This window comes from Azospirillum isscasi, from assembly GCF_030849505.1.
GTDB classification, from domain to species: Bacteria; Pseudomonadota; Alphaproteobacteria; order Azospirillales; family Azospirillaceae; genus Azospirillum; species Azospirillum isscasi.
In genome coordinates this window covers 1-18,361 of the sequence record NZ_JAUJFI010000117.1, presented here as the reverse complement: position 1 = coordinate 18,361, position 18,361 = coordinate 1, and the positions used below count along the sequence as shown (strand labels likewise).

Genomic DNA, 18,361 nt, shown 5'->3' with positions numbered 1-18,361 from the left:
GACGCCGCGCAGCCGGTCCAGCCGCTGCGGCAGGTCGTCGAGAAACGCGGCGGCCAGACGGGCGCAAGCCTCCTCGCCCCGCTCGTCGGACAGGCGGCGCAGCATGGCGCGGTCGAGCGGCCGGCGAAGCGGGACCGGTTCCGCCACGTCGACCGCGGGGATCTCCGCCGGCGTTTCGCGGAGCCGGTCTTCGGCGGCGGCGGCGCGGATGGCCCAGCCCAGCGCGTCGTCGATGGCGTCCAGCAGGACGGCGCGGTCCACCGGCTTGGCGATGTGGCCGTTCATGCCGGCGTCGCGGCAGCGCCGGACCTCCTCCGGCAGCGCGCTGGCGCTCATCGCCAGGATCGGGACGGTCCCCACGGGCGGCGCCAGGGCGCGGATCGCGCGGGTTGCGGCGTGGCCATCCATCTCCGGCATGTGAACGTCCATCAGCACGAGGTCGTAGGCGCCGCTCTGCACCGCAGCCACCGCCTGCCGCCCATCGCCGACGGTGTCCACCCGATGGCCGGCGCCCGCCAGCATGGCGACGGTCAGTTCGCGGTTCATCGCCAGATCCTCGGCCAGCAGGATGCGGGCGGGGAGGCGGCGGACCAGCAGTTCCGCCGCGCAGGGGGTGCCATGCCCGGCGGGCGGAGCGGATTCGGGCAGCGCCAGCGACAGCCAGAAGGTGGAGCCGACTCCGGCCTGGCTCTTCACCCCGACCGTCCCGCCCATCATCTCCACCAGCCGCCGGCTGATGGCGAGGCCGAGGCCGGTGCCCCCGCGCGACCGGTCGATCTGGCTGAAGCGCTGAAAAAGCTCGCCCTGCCGGTCCGGCGGAATGCCGATCCCGGTGTCGGCGACGCTGATCGTCAGCTGCGGCCCGGCGGGAGTGTCGGCGGTCTTCACGATGGTCAGGCCGACGCCGCCGCGCTCGGTGAACTTCACCGCGTTGGCCAGCAGGTTCAGCACCACCTGCCGCAGCCGGTCGGGATCGCCGCGCAGCCAGTCCGGCACGTCCGGCGCCACCGCGGCGTGCAGCGTCAATCCCCTGGCCCGGGCTTCCGGCTGGAGCACCGCCTCGCAATTGGCCACCAGGTCGCGGATGGCGAAGGGAACGTCGTTCAGCACCAGCCGCCCCGCCTCGATGCGGGAGAAGTCCAGCACGTCCTCGATCACCGTCAGCAGCGACCGCCCGGCGTCGCCCACCATCCGGGCGTGGCGGCGCTGCCGGGGCGTCAGGTCCTCGTCCAGGAGCAGGCGGGAGAAGCCCAGGATGCCGTTCAGCGGGGTGCGCATCTCGTGGCTCATGGTCGCCAGGAACTCGGCCTTGGCGCGGCTGGCCGCCTCGGCCTCCAGGCGGGCCTGGATCAGGGCCTGCTCGTTGCGCTTGGCGTCGGTGACGTCCATGACGATGCCGTCCCACACGATGTCGCCGCTGTCGCGCCGGGCCGCGCGGCTGGTCGCGCTGATCCAGCGGATCTCGCCGTCGGGCCGGATGATCCGGTATTCCAGGCACCAGGGCTCCAGCGTCTCGGCGGAGGCGTAGATCGAGGCGACCATGCGCGGGCGGTCCTCGGGGTGAAGGATGCGGCTCAGCGACTCCACCGCCACCCGTTCCGTCGCCGGCAGGCCCATCACCTGGAAGAAGCCGGGGCTGCAATAGGGAAAGCGCAGCCGGCCTTCCGCCGTCAGAACCCGCTGGTACACGCCGCCCGGAACATTCGCCACGGTCGCGGTGAAGCGGCGCTGGCTCTCCGTCAGCGCGTTCTGGAGATCGCAGCGCTGCTGCTCCTTGCGCAGGAAGGTGCCCAGCGCCAGCGTGCCGATGAAGTTGCCGACGCTGATCGGCACCAGCGCGGCGTCGATCAGGCGGTACGCCATGTCCGGCGGCAGCAGAAGAAAGCTGAAGGGCGCCATCACGGTCACTAGCAGGGCCAGCGCGGTCAGATGCCGGTTGCCGAACCGCCCATGCCGCCGCGCCGCCATGCCCACCAGTATCCCGATCAGCGCGGCCCCGGCGATCGACGCCACGCCCGCCGCCGCTCCCGGCCCGCCGAGCCAGACACGGAAGGCGCCGGCCAGCAGCGCCGACGTCGCGCCGGCCAGCGGGCCGCCGAACGGACCGGCCAACCCCACCATCACGTTGCGCGCGTCGATGAACAGACCCGGCGCCACACGCACCGGGTCGGCCATGCCCAACACCGCCACCCCGCCGAACAGCAGGCCCAGCAGGGCGTTCACCACGGGGACCGGCATCCGGCCGGGACGGGCGCGGATCTGAAGGAAGACGACGACCACGACCGCGAACATGCCGATGTTCTGCGCCAGCCCGAGCAGCAGTTCACTGGTGACCAATTCCATCACAGCCCCCGGCGGCCTCTTCGCATTTTGACCGTGACGCACGGCGCCGATTTGCATCGTGCATCGCATTTCGAAACATACCGGCGGATGCCGCACCGACGCGGCCCGCTCCGCCGCCCGCGACGCAAGCGGCGTGCCGTGCCGGAGGTGGTCGCCCGCCGGAGGCAGCCCGGCCGGGGCACCCCGTCCGGCATCCCCCACCGGAGTGGCGGTGCGGCGGCGGGCGGGGAACGGGAAGGCCGCGGGTTCCGCGCCGCACCACGCCGCATGGAGCACCCCGTCCGCACGCGCAATCGTCACAAATGCCACAGGCCCGCGGCGGCCCGGACATCCCGCTCAGCCGGACCGGACCGGCGCGGGCATGACCGGGTTAGTACGGAATTCCGGCGGGGCAAAAGGGCCTGCGATCCCGTTGCGGAAGCGGGATGCCGGCGGTACCGCGCCGGTGCCGCCCGAAGGATGCGTCCCCACCCGAAGGGGGTCACCCCACGAAACACGGCGGGACGGGGGCGCGGCGGGAGACGGTGACGGGAGAAGGTTCATGCAGCACGCCGCTGCCGGGTCCACGCGGTTGTCCGTGGTGGTTCCCTGCTACAACGAGGCCGAGGGGATCGGCGAACTGCACCGCCGGGTGTCCGCGGCCTGCCGCGCCGAGGTCGGGGAGGGCTATGAGCTGATCCTGGTGGACGACGGGTCGCGCGACGGCACCTGGGGCCGGATCGCCGATCTGGTGCGCGGCGATCCGGCGGTGACGGGGGTGCGGCTGTCGCGCAACCACGGGCACCAGCTCGCCTTGACCGCCGGCCTGCACGTCTGCCGGGGGGAGCGCATCCTGATCATCGACGCCGACCTCCAGGACCCGCCGGAGCTGCTGGGCACCATGATGGCCCGCATGGACGCCGGGGCCGACGTGGTCTACGGCACCCGCATGGCCCGCGACGGCGAGACGTGGTTCAAGAAGGGCACGGCGGCGCTGTTCTACCGGCTGCTCGACCGGCTGGTGGACATCGAGATCCCCAAGGACACCGGCGATTTCCGCCTGATGAGCCGCCGCGCGCTGGAGGTGCTGAACGCCATGCCGGAGCAGCACCGCTTCATCCGCGGCATGGTGAGCTGGATCGGGCTGAAGCAGGAACCGCTGCCCTACGACCGGCAGGCCCGCGTGACCGGCACCACGAAGTACCCGCTGGGCAAGATGGTCCGCTTCGCGGTGGACGCCATCACCAGCTTCTCCATCAAGCCGCTGCGCGCCGCCTCCTACATCGGTTTCTTCTTCGCGCTGTGCGCGGTGCTGGCGCTCGGCTACGCGCTGTTCAGCTGGGCGCGGCACGCGACGGTTCCCGGCTGGACCAGCGTCATGGTCGTCTCGCTGGTGCTGGGCAGCACGCAGCTCCTGATCCTGGGCGTGCTGGGCGAGTATCTCGGGCGGCTCTACATGGAGACCAAGCACCGGCCCCTGTTCGTGGTGGACCGCATCGCCCGCCATCCGGACGCCGTTCTCGCAGGTCCGGGCCAGGAGGCGCCGGCCCCCGCCGATGTCCGTCTGGGGACCGGCATCGCCGCGGCGGCGGGCGCCTTCTCCCGCATCGAGGCCAACGGTTGACGAGGGCCGAAGGCCGGATGGGAGGCGTTCCCTGGACGGCCATCCGCTTCGGGCTGGTGGGGCTGCTGAACACCGGGGTGGATTTTGCGCTGTTCCTGGCGCTGGTGTCGCTGGCCGGGGCGCCTGTGCTGGCGGCCAACGCCGCGGGCTACGGCGCCGGGGTGCTGTGCAGCTTCCTGCTGAACCGGAGCTGGACCTTCCGCCTGCGCCGCGAGGCCGCGCCCATGGCCCGCCGCCTGCCGCTGTTCCTGGCCTTCAACCTCGTCGGGCTGGGCCTGTCCACCCTGGTCGTGGGCCTGCTGGTGCCGGCCCTGCCGCCGCTGGCCGCCAAGATCGCGGCGACCGCCGTCACCTTCGCCTGGAACTACTGGTCCAGCCGGCGCTTCGTCTTCGCCGCCCCCGCCGCGAATCCCGCCTCGAATCCCCTGCTGTGAGCCGACCCGCCGAAAGGCGATGGCGCTTTGCCGCAACGGCGAACCTTGACCGCCGGGCGGCCTACCCCAATCTATGACGGAGCGGCGCCGATCCTCCCCTTTCGGGCCGCCAGCCAGCCGGGCGCCGGCAACGGGCCCAATGTGCAACTCGCTCGCCTCTCGAGGAGGATGCGCCGTGACGACACGCCTTTCGCTTTTCAACAGTCCGCTGCTCCTGGGATTCGACCAGTTCGAGCGCACGCTTGACCGCATCGCCAAGAACTCCGCGGAAGGCTATCCGCCCTACAACATCGAACAGATCGGGGACGAGGGCCTGCGCATCACGCTGGCCGTGGCCGGCTTCACCTCCGAAGACCTGTCGGTGCAGATCGAGGACAACCAGCTTGTCATCCGGGGCCGCCAGACCGACGACCGCTCGCGCATCTACCTGCACCGCGGCATCGCCGCCCGCCAGTTCCAGCGCAGCTTCGTGCTGGCGGAGGGGATCGAGGTGGTCGGCGCCTCGCTCGACAACGGCCTGCTGAACATCGACCTGAAGCGGCCCCTGCCGGAACCGAAGGTCCGCACCATCAAGATCGAGCAGCCCGCCCAGGCCGCCAGCGGCGCCGCCGGACCGCAGACCATCGACGTCGCGCCGGACCGCGGCGAAGGCTGACCGCTCCGCACCTCCTCGACCGATTCGTCCAAAGGACGACGCCCAAAGGACACCGCTATGAACAGCTTCGACATCGACAAGGCCGCCGCCTATCTGCGCCAACTGTCGCCCCAGGACTTCGCCGCCTTCGGGCTGGACCATGTGGCCTATGTGCGGCCCGTGACGGTCGACGACGCCCCGGCCTTCTCCGTCCACGCCGCCGACGGCACGCCGCTGACCGTCGTCCCGGAACGCGACGTGGCCTTCGCCACCGTCCGCCAGAACGACATGGAACCGTTGAGCGTCCATTGACGCCCGCATTTCCCACCCGCAATCCATCGAGGGTTGCAAAAGGGCCGGTCCAGCTCGGGCCGGCCCTTTCCGTTCGTGGGCGAGCGGTGCTATGACATGGGTCCTGGACCCCCCATCCGCTCTTGCCTGTCCCCCGCAAGCCGCTATCCTTGAGGGGGACCTCGAAAGAAGGCCGGGCGGGCGGACAGACACCGGCGTGCGGAGAGAAGGCTTTGAGCGACGGGCTTGAGACGAGCGAGGTTGCAGCGGACAAGCCATCCCGGCCCCAGGGCGGAGGCCGGCGCAAGCAGTGGGAGGACGAGGCCCGCGACGCGCTGCACATCATGCCGCTGTCGGCCATCCCCCTGGAGACGCCGGGCCTTCAGCACGCGCGGCTGATCAAGAACGTGCGCCTGCAGACGGTCGTGGAGATGTTCCACGACGTCCAGACCGGCAGCGGGCAGGTGTCGCCGCGCCATCTCACCGCCTATTTCGAATCCTACAAGGAGGAGGTGGAGCGCGATCTGGTGAAGATCGAGAAGATCGCCGCCGCCTCCAGCTTCGACGTCTACACCTCCCGCATCGAACTGCGCCGGCTGAACATCGACGTCAACAGCGTCGAATCGCTGACCCTGTCCGACCGCAAGAAGGAGGAGCTGACCAATTACATGCGCGTCTTCACGCGCCCGCTGGTCGAATATGTCTACGGGTCCGAGGACATGCAGGTCCAGGACGTGAAGGACATCATCGGCATGTTCTCCAATCCCAACCGGGACGAGGCGCTGCGCAACCTGCGCATGATGGCCGACCGGCTGGACATCGAGCTGGGGGAGATCCCGCAGTTCCTGGAGGAATACGGCGACATCTTCCTGTCGCTGGCCTATTTCAAGAAATGCCTCGACGATATCGTGCCGGAGATCCAGCGTTTCCTGTCCTGGATGGCCGAGATCCGCGGCTCCGCCGAGGTCAAGCGCGACGCCCGGCAGATCCGCATGCTGGACGAGATCAGCCGCGACCTGACCGACATCTCCACCTCCATCACCGGGCGGTTCGAGAGCTTCGACAACCGGTCCAAGGACTTCTGGCGCGACATCAACGCCGAGACCTTCCATTCCATCCGCGAACTGATCGCGTCCCACCATGTCACCATCGGCGGGGTGCTGTGCGGTCTGGCGGTGAAGATGGACCTGTGGAAGGCCCGCTTCGCCCGCGGCGGCGGCGGCCCGAACCGGCGCATGGAGTTCGTGAAGTCGGAAATCCTGCCCGGCCTGTCCCACATCAAGTCGCTGGAACAGTCCGCCCGCTCCGCCAGCGCGTGAGGGGCCTTCCACGGTGCGGCTCCGGTGCCCTGGATGGGAGCTACTCCGTCAGGGGCACCGTGGCGGTCACCGTCCCGCCGTCCGGCACCGCCAGGGCGAAGGCGTCGAAGGCCGGCGGGCCGAAGGCGCCCCCCGTCGCGCCGCCGCTGAAGCCGTAGGGCTCGCCCGGCACGCCCAGCAGGTTGGTGGTGAGCGCCGAGTCGCCGTTCCGGTCCTGGAACACCGCAACCCCGTAGCGCCCCGCCGGCAGCCCGGTAAAGACCGCCGTCACCTCCGTTGCCGACGCCTCCAGGATTTGCCCGGCAAAACGCCGCTCCGCCCGGTAGGAGTCGGCGCCGTCGTACAGCGCGACCCACAGCTTGCCCTGTTGGGGCTTGACGTTGCCGATGGTTGCGCGAAGCTCCCCCGCGCCGGCCCCCGCCGCGGCGAGGGCCAGCGTCATCGCGCCCACCAACCCCATTCCGATCCGATATGCGGTTCCCATTTCCTGTCCCCTTCCTTTGCCATGGGCGAACGGCCGCGCATCCTCCGCGGCGGCCCCTTCTGTGCCTGAACGGGCGGGCCGCGGGCCACCGCCGCTGCGGGGCCGGCGGGGTACGGCTTCGTGAAACGCCGGGACCGGTGGTTCACGATGCGTGAAGCGACGGAGATGCCCACGGCAGCGCTTTCCACGACAGCGCTTCCCACGGCGGCGCTTCCCACGGTGGGGCAGCCCCGCACGCCCTATCTCCGCCGGCTGCTGGGCCGGCGCCTGCCGGTGCTGCTGGGCGCGTCGTTGGTGCTGGCCCTGCTGGGTCCCTTCGGCACCTTCGCGGATCTGACGCTGGCGCAGCGGCTGGCCTATTGGGGCGGGCTGATCGGGCTGGGCAGCCTCACCTTCGAGCTGCTGACCCTGGCCGCCACCCGCCTGCTGAGGCAACGGGCGGCGGGGTGGCGCGCCATGCTGGGTGGGGTTCTGCTGGCCGTGGCGGTGCTGATGACGCTGACCGTGGCGCTGCTGGAGAGGACGCTGCGCGGGATGGACCTGCTGCACCCGCTGGGGCTGGCGGAGCTGTTCGTGTACGTCGTCCTTGTCACCCTGCTGACGTCCGCCGCCCCGATCTGGCTGGAGTTGCGCGACCGCGGCCTGCTCACCGCCCCTGCGCCGCTCCCGTCCCCCCCGCCGCCGCCACCGCCGGACGACGCCGCGGCAACCTCCGGAGACCCGCGGGAACCCGCCTTCCTCGCCCGGCTGCCCGCCCGGCTTGGCCGGGACCTGCTGGCGCTGGAGATGGAGGACCATTACGTCCGCGTCCACACGGCGGAGGGCAGCGACCTGATCCTGATGCGCCTGCGCGACGCCATCGCGGAGCTGGCCGGACTGGACGGGATGCAGGTCCACCGTTCCCACTGGGTGGCCGCCGCCGCCGTCGCCGGGGTGGAGCGCAAGCCCGATGGCAAGCTGGTGCTGACCCTGCGCAACGGCCTGCGCGTGCCGGTCAGCCGCAGCCACACGGCCGCGGTGAGGGCGGCGGGCTGGGCCGGGAAGGCGGGGCCGTGATCCGCGGCTCCATGGGCACGCACGAAGACGTCACGCGGGCTCACCGGAATACCGGAAACCCCACACAATAACGGATGCTTTCTCTACCCCATCGACCGGCGATTACCTTTGAATTCTTGTTATGTCATTCAAAGTGCCGACACCCTAAGGATTTCATTCAAGAATCCGCTTCAATGTTCCGGTGCGGCGCCATACCATCGAATTCAACAGCATTTTCCAGCCAATGACGCTGAAAACATCATGGTAATACGAGCAACAGTCACATCGATGTTACCCCCATAACGCGAAGTCCTTTCCGCAGAACGAAGTCTTGGGTAGCAAGCGCTTTTCCTCCCCTCCCACAACCGAACATTTCCAAAGCCTTTCGCCGATCGCTCCCCGCCGCAGAACCGGGATCGGGACCCCCGATCCATGTTCCCGTTCCACTCAAGCATCGCGGGCTTCATGACGTACCGTCCCGACATCGACGGCCTTCGCGCGGTATCGATCCTTGCGGTTCTGCTGTTCCACGCGAAGTTCTCCCTGTTCAGCGGCGGATACATCGGCGTCGATGTGTTCTTCGTGATTTCCGGCTATCTCATCGGCTCGATCGTCCTGAACGACGCGCGGCGCGGCACGTTTTCCCTCGCCGGCTTCTACGTCCGCCGCATCCGCCGCATCCTTCCCGCCCTGTTCGCGGCGCTGGCGGTCACGGCGGCCCTGGCCCTGGCCCTGCTGTCGCCCCAGGACTTGAAGGGTTTCTCCCAGAACCTCGCGGCGACCGCCCTGTTCTCGTCCAACATCGTTTATTATCTGAAGGCCGGTTACTTCGAGAACGCGGCGGAGATGAACCCGCTTCTCCACACCTGGTCGCTGGGGGTGGAGCAGCAATTCTACATCGTCTTCCCGCTGATCATGCTGGCCCTGCTCCGTCACGGGCGTTCGGTGTGGATCGCCGTCATGCTGGCGGGGGCGGCGGCGTCCTTCGCCCTGGCCGTGTTCCTGGTGCGGGATCATCCGGTGGCCGCCTTCTATCTGCTGCCGCCCCGGCTGTGGGAACTGGCGCTGGGCGCCCTTCTGGCCTTCGGCGCCGTTCCGGACCTCCGCAGCCGGGCGGCGCGGGAACTGGCTTCCGGCCTCGGCGCGGCGCTGATCCTCGCCAGCGTGTTCACCCTGACGGAGGCGACGGCCTTTCCGGGCTACGCCGCGCTGCTGCCCTGCCTGGGCGCGGCGCTGGTCATCCACGCGGGGCGGACCGGCCCCACGGCGGTGGGGGCGGTGCTGACGCTGCGCCCCGTCGTGTTCATCGGCCTGATCTCCTATTCGATGTACATCTGGCACTGGCCGCTGATGGTCTTCGCGCGGTTCTACAAGGGGCGGGATCTGTCCAGCCGGGAGACGCTGGTCCTTCTCGCGATGATCGCCGCGGTGTCCGTGCTGTCCTGGCGGCTGATCGAAATCCCCTTCCGCAAGCCCAGGGGGACGGCGGACCGCAAACCGGCGGCGGTCTTCGCGCGGACCGGCTGGGTCATGGCCGGCCTGGCGGGGTTCGGATTGCTCGGCCATCTGTCCAACGGGTTGCCGCAGCGCTTCACCGACTACGCGCCGCAGGACATCTCCGGACGCGAGTTCTACCGGGAGCACACCTGCTTCCTCGAAACCGACCAGCCGCCCGGCGAATGGCCGGGACCCGAGAAGTGCCGGATCGGCTCCCTGAAGGAGGAAGCGCCCACGGCCCTGCTCTGGGGGGATTCCTTCGCCGCCCATTACGTGCCGGGGCTTCAGAGCGTCGCCGACGCCCTGCCCTTCAACATCGTCCAGTACACGGCGTCCGGCTGCCCGCCCATCAAGGACCTGTCGGTCAACGCCCGGCCCAACTGCGAGGATTTCAACAGCCACGTCGACGAGATCATCGACCGGAACGGCATCCGCATCGTCATCATGGCGGCGCGGTGGGAATGGTACATGGACACGAACGCCCTGGATTTCGCCCAGTTGCACAAGACCGTGGAGTCCCTGTTGAACCAGGGCATCCGCATCGTCGTTCTGGGGCAAAGCCCGGTGTTCCGGTTCCGCAACCCCTACGACCACACCTATTTCATGAAGTCGGAGCGGGCCTATTCCATCACCGGCCAAGCCGCCGACCTCCCGCTGATCACCGCGACGCAGGGAGCGCAGTTCGTCGACACCTCCGACTATTTCTGCGATCCCGACCCCTGCAAGGCCCTTCCGCTCTGCCGGATCAGGGACGACCAGGGCTTCTACTTCCTGGACCAGGGCCATTTCTCGACACGTGGCAGCACCCTGATCGTGCAGAGCATCCAGCAGCTTCTGCGGGCGCAGACGCCGGATTGGTCCTATGGGGGATGAAGCGGGGAGGCGCCGCCTCCCCCGCTCCGCCGTTCCCGGTCAGCCCGCAAGATTCCGCAGGACGAAGTTCAGCACGCCGCCGTTCCGGTAATACTCCACCTCGTCCACCGTATCGATGCGCAGCAGCAGCGGCACCTGCCGCCTCTGCCCATCGGCGCGGGTGATGGTCATCGTCACGTCCTTGCGCGGGCGCAGGTCCTGCTCGATGCCGTCGATGTCGAAGGTCTCCGTGCCGTCCAGCGCCAGATCGTTGCGGGTCAGCCCGTCCTTGAACTGGAGCGGCAGGATGCCCATCCCCACCAGATTGGAGCGGTGGATGCGCTCGAAGCTTTCGGCGATCACCGCGCGGATGCCCAGCAGCCTGGTGCCCTTGGCCGCCCAGTCGCGGCTGGAGCCGGTGCCGTACTCCTTGCCGGCGATGACCACCAGCGGCACGCCCTCCTGGGCGTAGCGCATGGCGGCGGTGTAGATCGGCAACTGCTCGCCGGAGGGATAGTGCCGCGTCTCGCCGCCTTCCACGCCCGGCAGCATTTCGTTGCGGATGCGGATGTTGGCGAAGGTGCCGCGCATCATCACCTCGTGATTGCCGCGCCGCGCCCCGTAGGAGTTGAAGTCCTGCGGACGCACCTGATGGCTCAGCAGATACTCGCCGGCGGGGCTGGTCTTCTTGATGGAGCCGGCGGGGGAGATGTGGTCGGTGGTGATACTGTCGCCCAGGACGGCCAGCGCGCGGGCGCCCCGCACGTCGCTCACCGCCTCCGGGGTCTTCGGCATGTCGGCGAAGAAGGGCGGCAGCTTCACGTAGGTGCTGCCCGCCTGCCATTCGTAGGTCTGGCCCTCGGCGGTCTGGATGCCGCGCCACTGCTCCGGCCCCTCGAACACGTTGCCGTAGCGGCTGCGGAACATGTCCGCCGAGAGGGAGGCGTCGATGGCGTCCTGGACCTCCTGGTTGGTCGGCCAGACGTCCTTCAGATAGACGGGCTGGCCGTCATGGCCGGTGCCGATGGGGTCCCTGGTCAGGTCGATCTTCATGTTGCCGGCCAGCGCGTAGGCGACGCACAGCGGCGGCGAGGCCAGATAGTTCGCCCGCGTGTGCGGGTTCACCCGGCCTTCGAAGTTGCGGTTGCCCGACAGCACCGCGGCGACCACGAGGTTGCCCTCCTCCACCGCCGCGGCGATGGGGTCCGGCAGCGGGCCGCTGTTGCCGATGCAGGTGGTGCAGCCGTAGCCGACGATGTTGAAGCCGAGCTGGTCGAGATAGGGCTGGAGCCCGGCCTTGGCCAGATAGTCGGTGACCACCTGCGACCCCGGCGCCAGCGAGGTCTTGACCCAGGGCTTGCTCTTCAGCCCCTTCTCCACCGCCTTGCGGGCCAGCAGGCCGGCGGCCACCAGCACCGCCGGGTTGGAGGTGTTGGTGCAGGAGGTGATGGCGGCGATCACCACCGCCCCCTGGTCGAGGGCGTAGCCGCAGCCCTGCACGGGGACGGAACGCCCGGCGTCCTCCGCCTTGAAGGCGCCCACCAGATCGCCGCCGAAGCTCTGCGCCGCCTGGGACAACGGCACACGGTCCTGCGGGCGCTTCGGGCCGGCCAGCGACGGCTCGACCGTCGTCATGTCCAGATCCAGCGTGTCGGAGAAGACGGGGTCCGGCGTGCCGGCGTCGCGCCACATGCCCTGGGCGCGGGCGTAAGCCTCCACCAGCGCCACACGGTCGGCGTCGCGGCCCGTGAAGGTCAGGTACTTGATGGTCTCCGCGTCGATCGGGAAGATGCCGCAGGTGGCGCCGTATTCCGGGGCCATGTTGCCGATGGTGGCGCGGTCGGCCAGCGTCAGGTGATCGAGCCCCGGCCCGTAGAACTCCACGAACTTGCCGACCACGCCCTTCTTGCGCAGCATCTGGGTGACGGTCAGCACGAGGTCGGTCGCCGTCGTGCCCTCCTTCAGCCGCCCGGTCAGCTTGAAGCCGACGACCTCGGGGATCAGCATGGAGATGGGCTGGCCCAGCATGGCCGCCTCCGCCTCGATGCCGCCGACGCCCCAGCCGAGCACGCCCAGCCCGTTGACCATGGTGGTGTGGCTGTCGGTGCCGACCAGCGTGTCGGGGTAGGCGACCAGCCGGCCCGCCGGGTCGCTGTCGGTCCACACGCCCTGGGCGAGATACTCGACGTTCACCTGATGGCAGATGCCGGTGCCCGGCGGGACGACGCGGAAATTGTCGAACGCCTTCTGGCCCCAGCGCAGGAAGGCGTAGCGCTCCAGGTTGCGCTCGAACTCCAGCTCCACGTTCTTTTCGAAGGCGGAGGGATTGCCGAAGTAATCGACCATCACCGAATGGTCGATGACCAGATCCACCGGCACCAGCGGGTTGATCTTCCTGGGATCGCCGCCCAGCGCCGCCATCGCCTCGCGCATCGCCGCCAGATCGCAGACCGCCGGGACGCCGGTGAAGTCCTGCATCAGCACGCGCGCCGGGCGGTAGGCGATTTCACGGTCGGACCGCTTGTCGTGAAGCCACTGGGCCACCGCCTTCACGTCGTCGGTGGAGACGGTGCGCCCGTCCTCGAAGCGCAGGAGATTTTCCAGCAGCACCTTCATGGAGTAGGGCAGCCGGGAGAGGTCGCCCAGCCCGGCGTCCTCCGCGGCCCTGATGCTGAAGTAATCGTAGCTCTTGCCCCCGGCGGACAGGGAACGGCGGGTTTTCAGCGAATCCTGACCGGTGAACGTCGTCACGGTACCCCTCCTTCGCGTTATTGGCGGGATGGCCGGACGGCGGCCACCGTTTCCGCATGTCTCAACCGCCTGATTTAGTGCCGGGGCGGCCCCCCTTCAAAGGGCGGGGCGCCGGAGAGGTAGGGCGCGCGCTCAATTCGTGCGAAACGGCACCGGTCCGTACTAAAATCGCGCGAACGGGCGGAACGGCCCGGCGTCCGAAAGGTGGAGGAAACGGAATGGCATGGCGCGCCTCGGCCTTGGCCGGTGCAGTCCTGGCGGCGGTACTGCTGTGCGCACCGTCCGCCGCGGCGCCGGATTCGCCGCAGGGGGCGCAGTTCTTCCCGCACCTTGTCTACCGCAGCGGCCCCTACGCGCCCTACGGCATCCCACTGGCCGACGGGGTGGCCGACTATCTGACGCTGATCAACCGGCGCGATGGCGGAATCGGCGGGGTGCCCATCGCCTGGGAGGAATGCGACACCGGCTACAACACCGACCGCGGGGTGGAGTGCTACGAGCGGCTGAAGGCCAGGGGTCCGACCGGGGCCGCCGCCGTCCTGCCGCTGTCCACCGGCATCACCTACGCCCTGATCGAGCGCGGGGCCGCCGACCGCATCCCGGTCTTCTCCTCCGGCTACGGGCGGGCGGACGTGTCGGACGGGCGGGTCTTCCCCTACGCGGTCAACGCGCCGGCCAGCTATTGGACGGGCATCGACGCCGCCGTCAGCCACATCGCCATGGAGCTGGGCGGACCGGAGCGGCTGCGCGGGCGGAAGATCGCCTACGTCTACCACGACAGCGCCTTCGGCAAGGAGCCGCTGCCCATGCTGGAGGCGCTGCGCGGCCTGCTGGGCTTCGAGATGCGCAGCTTCCCCGTCGCCCCGCCGGGGCTGGACCAGCGCACCGTCTGGACGCAGATCGCCCGCCATTACCGGCCCGATTACGTGATCCTGTGGGGCTGGGGGGTGCAGAACTCCACCGCCCTGCGCGAGGCCGCCGCCGCCGGCTATCCCGCCGACCGCATGATCGGCGTCTGGTGGGCCGGATCGGAGCTGGACGTGAGGCCGGTCGGCGGCACGGCGGTTGGCTACAAGGCGGTGGCCTTCCACGCCGCCGGGGCGGACCTGCCGGTGATCCGCGCCATCCGGGAGCAGGTCCACGCCCGCGGGCTGGGGGCCGGCGATCCCGGCCAGATCGGCACGGTGCTCTACAACCGCGGGGTCTTCAACGCCGCCGTGCTGGTCGAGGCCATCCGCACCGCGCAGGGGAAATACGGGCGCAAGCCGCTGACCGGGGCGCAGGTCGCCTGGGGCTTCGACCATCTGGACCTGACCGCCGAACAGCTGGCCGAACGGGGGCTGGACGGCTTCATGCAGCCGCTGCGCATCACCTGCGCCGACCATGAGGGGATCGCGCCGCTGCATGTGCAGCAGTGGGACGGGGCGCGCTGGCTGGACGTGTCCGGCCCCATCGAGCCGCGCCGCGCCCTGATCCGCAAGCTGGTGGAGGAGTCGGCCCGGCGCTTCGCGGCGGAGCGCAAGATCGAACCGCGGGCCTGCGATCAGAAACCCTAGGCCGGGCGCATCGCCACGTAGCGGCAGAAGCGCAGCCCGCTGCCCAGAACGCGCAGGCGCGCCCACCACAGGGCCAGTTCGCGGGCAAGCGCCTTCAGCACGCGGGGGTCGGGGACGGCGGTCTTCAGCGCCTCCCCCAGCCGGCGCACGCGGTCCACGGCCTGCCGGCGGTGGAGCTGCGTCAGGTCCTCGGCAATCCGCAGGTCCAGGTTCCGCTGCGTCAGCTCGTCGGCCATGCGGGTGCCGGACCAGGGGTAGACCTCCAGCGGTTCGCTGTCGCGCCAGCCGTTCCAGCTTTCCCAGGAGGACGGGGTGCCCTCGATCACATAGTCAAACAGCAGCACGCCGCCCTTCGGCTTCACGCAGTCGCACACGCGGTCGAGAAAGCCTTCCTTGTCGCGCACGCGGTGCATCACCCGGTCGGCCAGCACGAGGTCGAAGGACCCCGCCTGGTTGAAATGCTCCGGGTCGTAATGGCCGATGGGCGCCTTCTTCGACACGCCCAGCGCCTTCGACCGCTCCATCCCCAGCTTCGCCAGCAGGGGCGACATCTCCAGCCCGGTCACCCAGGTGTCGTAGCTGTTGACGATGCCGCGCGCCGGCCCGCCCAGCCCCGCCGAGAGGTCCAGCACGCTCTTGGCCGGGTTCAGGCCGAAGGAGCGGACCGACTCGACCATCCATTGCGAGTCGCCGGGGCCGACGCAATCCTCGCCCCACAGCATCTGCGCCCCTTCCGTGCGGGCGACCGACCAGACCGGCTCGCCCTGGCGGTCCAGTTGCAGGTTCTCCAGCCGCTCCAGATCGGGATCGGTCCGCGGCGCCTCGGGCAAAGCCGCATGGGCGCTCGGTGGGGCGGACCCCAGCGCCTCCACCGGGCCTCGCAGGGGCAGGCGGGAGGCCGGGGCGGAACGGGCGGCGCGGGACAGGGCGGCGAGGTCGTAGCCTTCCCACCAGGCGACGAACTTCGTCCGCCAGTCGGGGTTACGCCAGCGTTCCTTATCCTGCAAATTGTGCCGCATCCGGCGCTGCGTTTCCAAAATTGCTGCCCCACTGAGGACGGCCACCGGCGGCATCCATTGACACCACACAATATAGGTGTAGACCTCAACAGTATGGGAGTCAAGTAACCAGCACGAACAGTTGGAGAGGACTTGCAAGAACTGTCGCGAAAATTTTATGCATCTGTGAAACATCTCCGCAGAATCCGCGGCTGCCGGCTCCGCCGGCGATGCGCGGCGTGGCGGCGGGATTGCCGCCGCATTGCAGCATGGGGCGGCAATGCCTATAGTTCCGCCCCAGCAACCCCGCGACCTCTCCCCATCCCTCAAGGAGCATCGGCGTGCCGCACAAGACCGGCAATCCCTGGACCGTCCTGACGACCAAGCCGATCTACGAGAATCCGTGGATGCGGGTGGTGGAGCATGACGTGCTGACCCCCCTGGGCAACCCCGGCATCTACGGCGTCATGCACGCCCAGAATCTGGCGACCGGGGTGGTTCCCATCGACGACCAGGGCCGCATCACGCTGGTCGGCCAGTACCGCTTTCCCCTGCAGCAGTACAGTTGGGAGATCCCGGAGGGCGGCGGCAAGAAGGGCGTCGCGCCGGTGGAGTCGGCCAAGCGCGAACTGCTGGAGGAAACCGGCCAGACCGCCCGCCACTGGCTGCCGATCCTGACCATGCACCTGTCCAACAGCATCACCGACGAGACCGCCCATTGCTATCTCGCCTGGGGAATCGAGCAGGGCACGGCGGAGCCGGAGGAGACGGAGGTCCTGCAACTCCGCCACGTCCCCTTCGCGGAAGCCTACGCCATGGTCAAGCGTGGCGAGATCACCGACGCCATCGCGGTGGCCAGCCTCCTGAAGGTCCGCCTGATGGCCCTGGACGGCGAACTGCCCGATGACGTCACCCGCCTGATCCTGGGTTGACGGACGGAGGAAACATGCAGGCCGTCGCCATCGACTTCGAGACCGCCAACGAGGCACGGACCAGCGCCTGCTCCATCGGCGTCGCCTGGATCGAGGACGGGCGCGTGGTGGAGACGGAGGAGCATCTGATCCGCCCGCGGGAGCTGCGCTTCAACCCCTTCAACACCGCGGTCCACGGCCTGCGGGCGGAGGATGTGGCCGGGGCGCCGGAGTTTCCGGAGGTCTGGCACCGCTTCCACCAGCGGCTGGACGGGCGGCTGGTGCTGGCCCACAACGCCTCCTTCGACATCAGCGTGCTGCGTCACACGCTGGACGATTACGGGCTGGTCTGGCCGGCCTGCACCTACCTGTGCACCGTGGTCCTGGCGCGCAAGGCGTGGCCGCAACTGGGGGCGCACAAGCTGAATTATCTGGCCGACCATCTGGGGATCGCCCTGGACCACCACCGTGCCGGCAGCGACGCCGAGGCTTGCGGGCACATCGCGCTGGCCGCCACCCGCGTGCTGGGGCTGGAACGGCTGTCCGACGTCGCCTCAGCCACCGGCATCACGCTGGGCCGGCTGGCCCCGGGCGGCTACAGCCCCTGCAAGGGCGGCAACCCGCCGCCCCGGCGGCGGCTGGTGCCGTTGGTGTAGGGGGGAGAGCGGGAGAGGGAGCTTAATCCCCTCCCCTGAGCAGCTCTCGCGCAAATCTCCGGTTTGCGCTGACGCGGCAGGCGGACCTTTGGTCCGCCGAGAGCGGGGAAGGGTCAGGGAGGGGGCAAGCGTTCACACACCCTCAGCCCCGCTCCGGAAACAACCCCGCCAGCCCCTCGCGGGTCGCCGGGCAGACGCCGCGCTCCGTCACCAGACCGGTCACCAGACGGGCCGGGGTCACGTCGAAGCCGTAATTCACCGCCGGGCTGCCGGCGGGGGTCACGCGGACGGTTTCGATGCGGCCATCGGCGGTGATCCCGGTCAGTTCGGTCACCTCGCGGGCGTCGCGCTCCTCGATGGGGATGTCCCTCACCCCGTCCGCCATGCCCCAGTCGATGGTCGGCGAAGGCAGCGCGACGTAGAAGGGCACGCCGTTGTCCTGGGCGGCCAGAGCCTTCAGATAGGTGCCGATCTTGTTGCAGACGTCGCCGGTCGCCGTGGTGCGGTCGGTGCCGACGATGCACAGGTCGACCAGGCCGTGCTGCATCAGGTGGCCGCCGGTGTTGTCCACCACCACCGTGTGGGGCACGCCGTGGCGGTTCAGCTCCCAGGCGGTCAGGCTGGCGCCCTGGTTGCGCGGGCGCGTCTCGTCGACCCAGACATGCAGGCGGATGCCCTCCTCGAACGCGGCATAGACCGGGGCGAGCGCGGTGCCCCAGTCCACGGTGGCCAGCCAGCCGGCGTTGCAGTGGGTCAGCACGTTCACCGGCTCACCCGGAGCCTTGCGGCGGGCGGCCTCGCGGATCAGGGCGGCGCCGTGCTGCCCGATGGCGCGGTTGATGGCGACGTCCTCGTCGCAGAGCGCGGCGGCCTCGGCATAGGCGGCTTCCCGGCGGGCGGCGGCGGGAAGCGGCGCCAGACGGGCGCGCATCCGCTCCAGCGCCCAGCGCAGGTTGACCGCGGTCGGGCGGGTGGCGAGCAGCCGCGCGCAGGCATC

At 69.6% G+C, this 18,361-nt stretch carries 15 protein-coding genes; 10 read left to right on the top strand and 5 right to left on the bottom strand.

What is annotated here, in order from left to right; all coding sequences use genetic code 11:
* The coding region (locus QSG27_RS20240) for an ATP-binding protein (protein ID WP_306709302.1) at positions 1-2,343 on the bottom strand (2,343 nt) is incomplete at its 3' end.
* Between the two features lie 541 nt (positions 2,344-2,884).
* On the opposite strand from QSG27_RS20240, the gene QSG27_RS20235 reads away from it, so the two are divergent.
* The 5 genes from QSG27_RS20235 to QSG27_RS20215 all read left to right on the top strand — a co-directional run bounded on the left by QSG27_RS20235 (position 2,885) and on the right by QSG27_RS20215 (position 6,624).
* Complete coding sequence (locus QSG27_RS20235; RefSeq protein ID WP_306709300.1) at positions 2,885-3,946, top strand: glycosyltransferase family 2 protein; 1,062 nt, start codon at positions 2,885-2,887, stop codon at positions 3,944-3,946.
* 17 nt (positions 3,947-3,963) lie between these two features.
* Positions 3,964-4,380 (top strand): GtrA family protein, encoded by a 417-nt coding sequence (locus QSG27_RS20230; protein ID WP_306709298.1) that lies wholly within the window; start codon positions 3,964-3,966, stop codon positions 4,378-4,380.
* A 175-nt stretch (positions 4,381-4,555) separates the two neighbouring features.
* Positions 4,556-5,035 (top strand): Hsp20 family protein, encoded by a 480-nt coding sequence (locus tag QSG27_RS20225; protein ID WP_306709296.1) that lies wholly within the window; start codon positions 4,556-4,558, stop codon positions 5,033-5,035.
* 57 nt (positions 5,036-5,092) lie between these two features.
* Positions 5,093-5,326, top strand: a complete 234-nt coding sequence (locus tag QSG27_RS20220) for a DUF1150 family protein (RefSeq protein ID WP_306709294.1) — start codon at positions 5,093-5,095, stop codon at positions 5,324-5,326.
* 212 nt (positions 5,327-5,538) lie between these two features.
* Entirely contained in the window at positions 5,539-6,624 is a 1,086-nt protein-coding gene (locus tag QSG27_RS20215) for a hypothetical protein (protein WP_306709293.1), read from the top strand.
* A 40-nt stretch (positions 6,625-6,664) separates the two neighbouring features.
* Here the strand turns inward: QSG27_RS20215 and QSG27_RS20210 are convergent, their stop codons facing one another.
* Entirely contained in the window at positions 6,665-7,066 is a 402-nt protein-coding gene (locus QSG27_RS20210; RefSeq protein WP_306709291.1) for a DUF2141 domain-containing protein, read from the bottom strand.
* Between the two features lie 189 nt (positions 7,067-7,255).
* Between QSG27_RS20210 and QSG27_RS20205 the strand changes: the two genes are divergently transcribed.
* Positions 7,256-8,164 (top strand): LytTR family DNA-binding domain-containing protein, encoded by a 909-nt coding sequence (locus QSG27_RS20205; protein ID WP_306709289.1) that lies wholly within the window; start codon positions 7,256-7,258, stop codon positions 8,162-8,164.
* 444 nt (positions 8,165-8,608) lie between these two features.
* Positions 8,609-10,513 carry an acyltransferase family protein gene (locus QSG27_RS20200; RefSeq protein ID WP_306709287.1) on the top strand — a complete coding sequence of 635 codons (1,905 nt, stop codon included), beginning with the start codon at positions 8,609-8,611 and terminating at the stop codon, positions 10,511-10,513.
* A 39-nt stretch (positions 10,514-10,552) separates the two neighbouring features.
* Here QSG27_RS20200 and acnA read toward each other — a convergent pair whose 3' ends face one another.
* The gene (gene acnA, locus QSG27_RS20195) at positions 10,553-13,243 is read right to left on the bottom strand and encodes an aconitate hydratase AcnA (RefSeq protein WP_306709286.1); all 2,691 of its coding nucleotides are present in this window, start codon (positions 13,241-13,243) and stop codon (positions 10,553-10,555) included.
* Positions 13,244-13,461: 218 nt separating this feature from the next.
* Between acnA and QSG27_RS20190 the strand changes: the two genes are divergently transcribed.
* A complete protein-coding gene (locus QSG27_RS20190; protein ID WP_306709284.1) occupies positions 13,462-14,799 on the top strand; it encodes an ABC transporter substrate-binding protein in 1,338 nt (445 codons plus the stop codon).
* Here the strand turns inward: QSG27_RS20190 and QSG27_RS20185 are convergent.
* Positions 14,796-15,818 (bottom strand): class I SAM-dependent methyltransferase, encoded by a 1,023-nt coding sequence (locus tag QSG27_RS20185; RefSeq protein WP_306709282.1) that lies wholly within the window; start codon positions 15,816-15,818, stop codon positions 14,796-14,798. The genes QSG27_RS20190 and QSG27_RS20185 overlap by 4 nt on opposite strands.
* 320 nt (positions 15,819-16,138) lie before the next feature.
* Between QSG27_RS20185 and QSG27_RS20180 the strand changes: the two genes are divergently transcribed.
* Both QSG27_RS20180 and QSG27_RS20175 read left to right on the top strand, forming a co-directional pair.
* On the top strand, positions 16,139-16,729 hold the full coding sequence (locus tag QSG27_RS20180) for an NUDIX domain-containing protein (protein WP_306709280.1): 591 nt from the start codon (positions 16,139-16,141) through the stop codon (positions 16,727-16,729).
* A gap of 14 nt (positions 16,730-16,743) precedes the next feature.
* Positions 16,744-17,364, top strand: coding sequence for a 3'-5' exonuclease (locus tag QSG27_RS20175; RefSeq protein WP_306709279.1), 621 nt, complete (start codon positions 16,744-16,746; stop codon positions 17,362-17,364).
* Between the two features lie 142 nt (positions 17,365-17,506).
* Here the strand turns inward: QSG27_RS20175 and mtnA are convergent.
* A partial coding sequence (mtnA, locus tag QSG27_RS20170; RefSeq protein ID WP_306709277.1) for an S-methyl-5-thioribose-1-phosphate isomerase occupies positions 17,507-18,361 on the bottom strand: 855 nt, incomplete at its 5' end.

What these genes read in the sequence shown, in the direction of transcription:
- QSG27_RS20200 (WP_306709287.1), top strand. Translation starts at nt 8,609, where the DNA reads ATGACGTACCGTCCCGACATCGACGGCCTTCGCGCGGTATCGATCCTT.
- QSG27_RS20230 (WP_306709298.1), top strand. Translation starts at nt 3,964, where the DNA reads ATGGGAGGCGTTCCCTGGACGGCCATCCGCTTCGGGCTGGTGGGGCTG.
- QSG27_RS20185 (WP_306709282.1), bottom strand. Translation starts at nt 15,818, where the DNA reads ATGCGGCACAATTTGCAGGATAAGGAACGCTGGCGTAACCCCGACTGG.
- QSG27_RS20175 (WP_306709279.1), top strand. Translation starts at nt 16,744, where the DNA reads ATGCAGGCCGTCGCCATCGACTTCGAGACCGCCAACGAGGCACGGACC.
- QSG27_RS20205 (WP_306709289.1), top strand. Translation starts at nt 7,256, where the DNA reads ATGCGTGAAGCGACGGAGATGCCCACGGCAGCGCTTTCCACGACAGCG.
- QSG27_RS20210 (WP_306709291.1), bottom strand. Translation starts at nt 7,066, where the DNA reads ATGACGCTGGCCCTCGCCGCGGCGGGGGCCGGCGCGGGGGAGCTTCGC.
- QSG27_RS20235 (WP_306709300.1), top strand. Translation starts at nt 2,885, where the DNA reads ATGCAGCACGCCGCTGCCGGGTCCACGCGGTTGTCCGTGGTGGTTCCC.
- QSG27_RS20190 (WP_306709284.1), top strand. Translation starts at nt 13,462, where the DNA reads ATGGCATGGCGCGCCTCGGCCTTGGCCGGTGCAGTCCTGGCGGCGGTA.
- QSG27_RS20220 (WP_306709294.1), top strand. Translation starts at nt 5,093, where the DNA reads ATGAACAGCTTCGACATCGACAAGGCCGCCGCCTATCTGCGCCAACTG.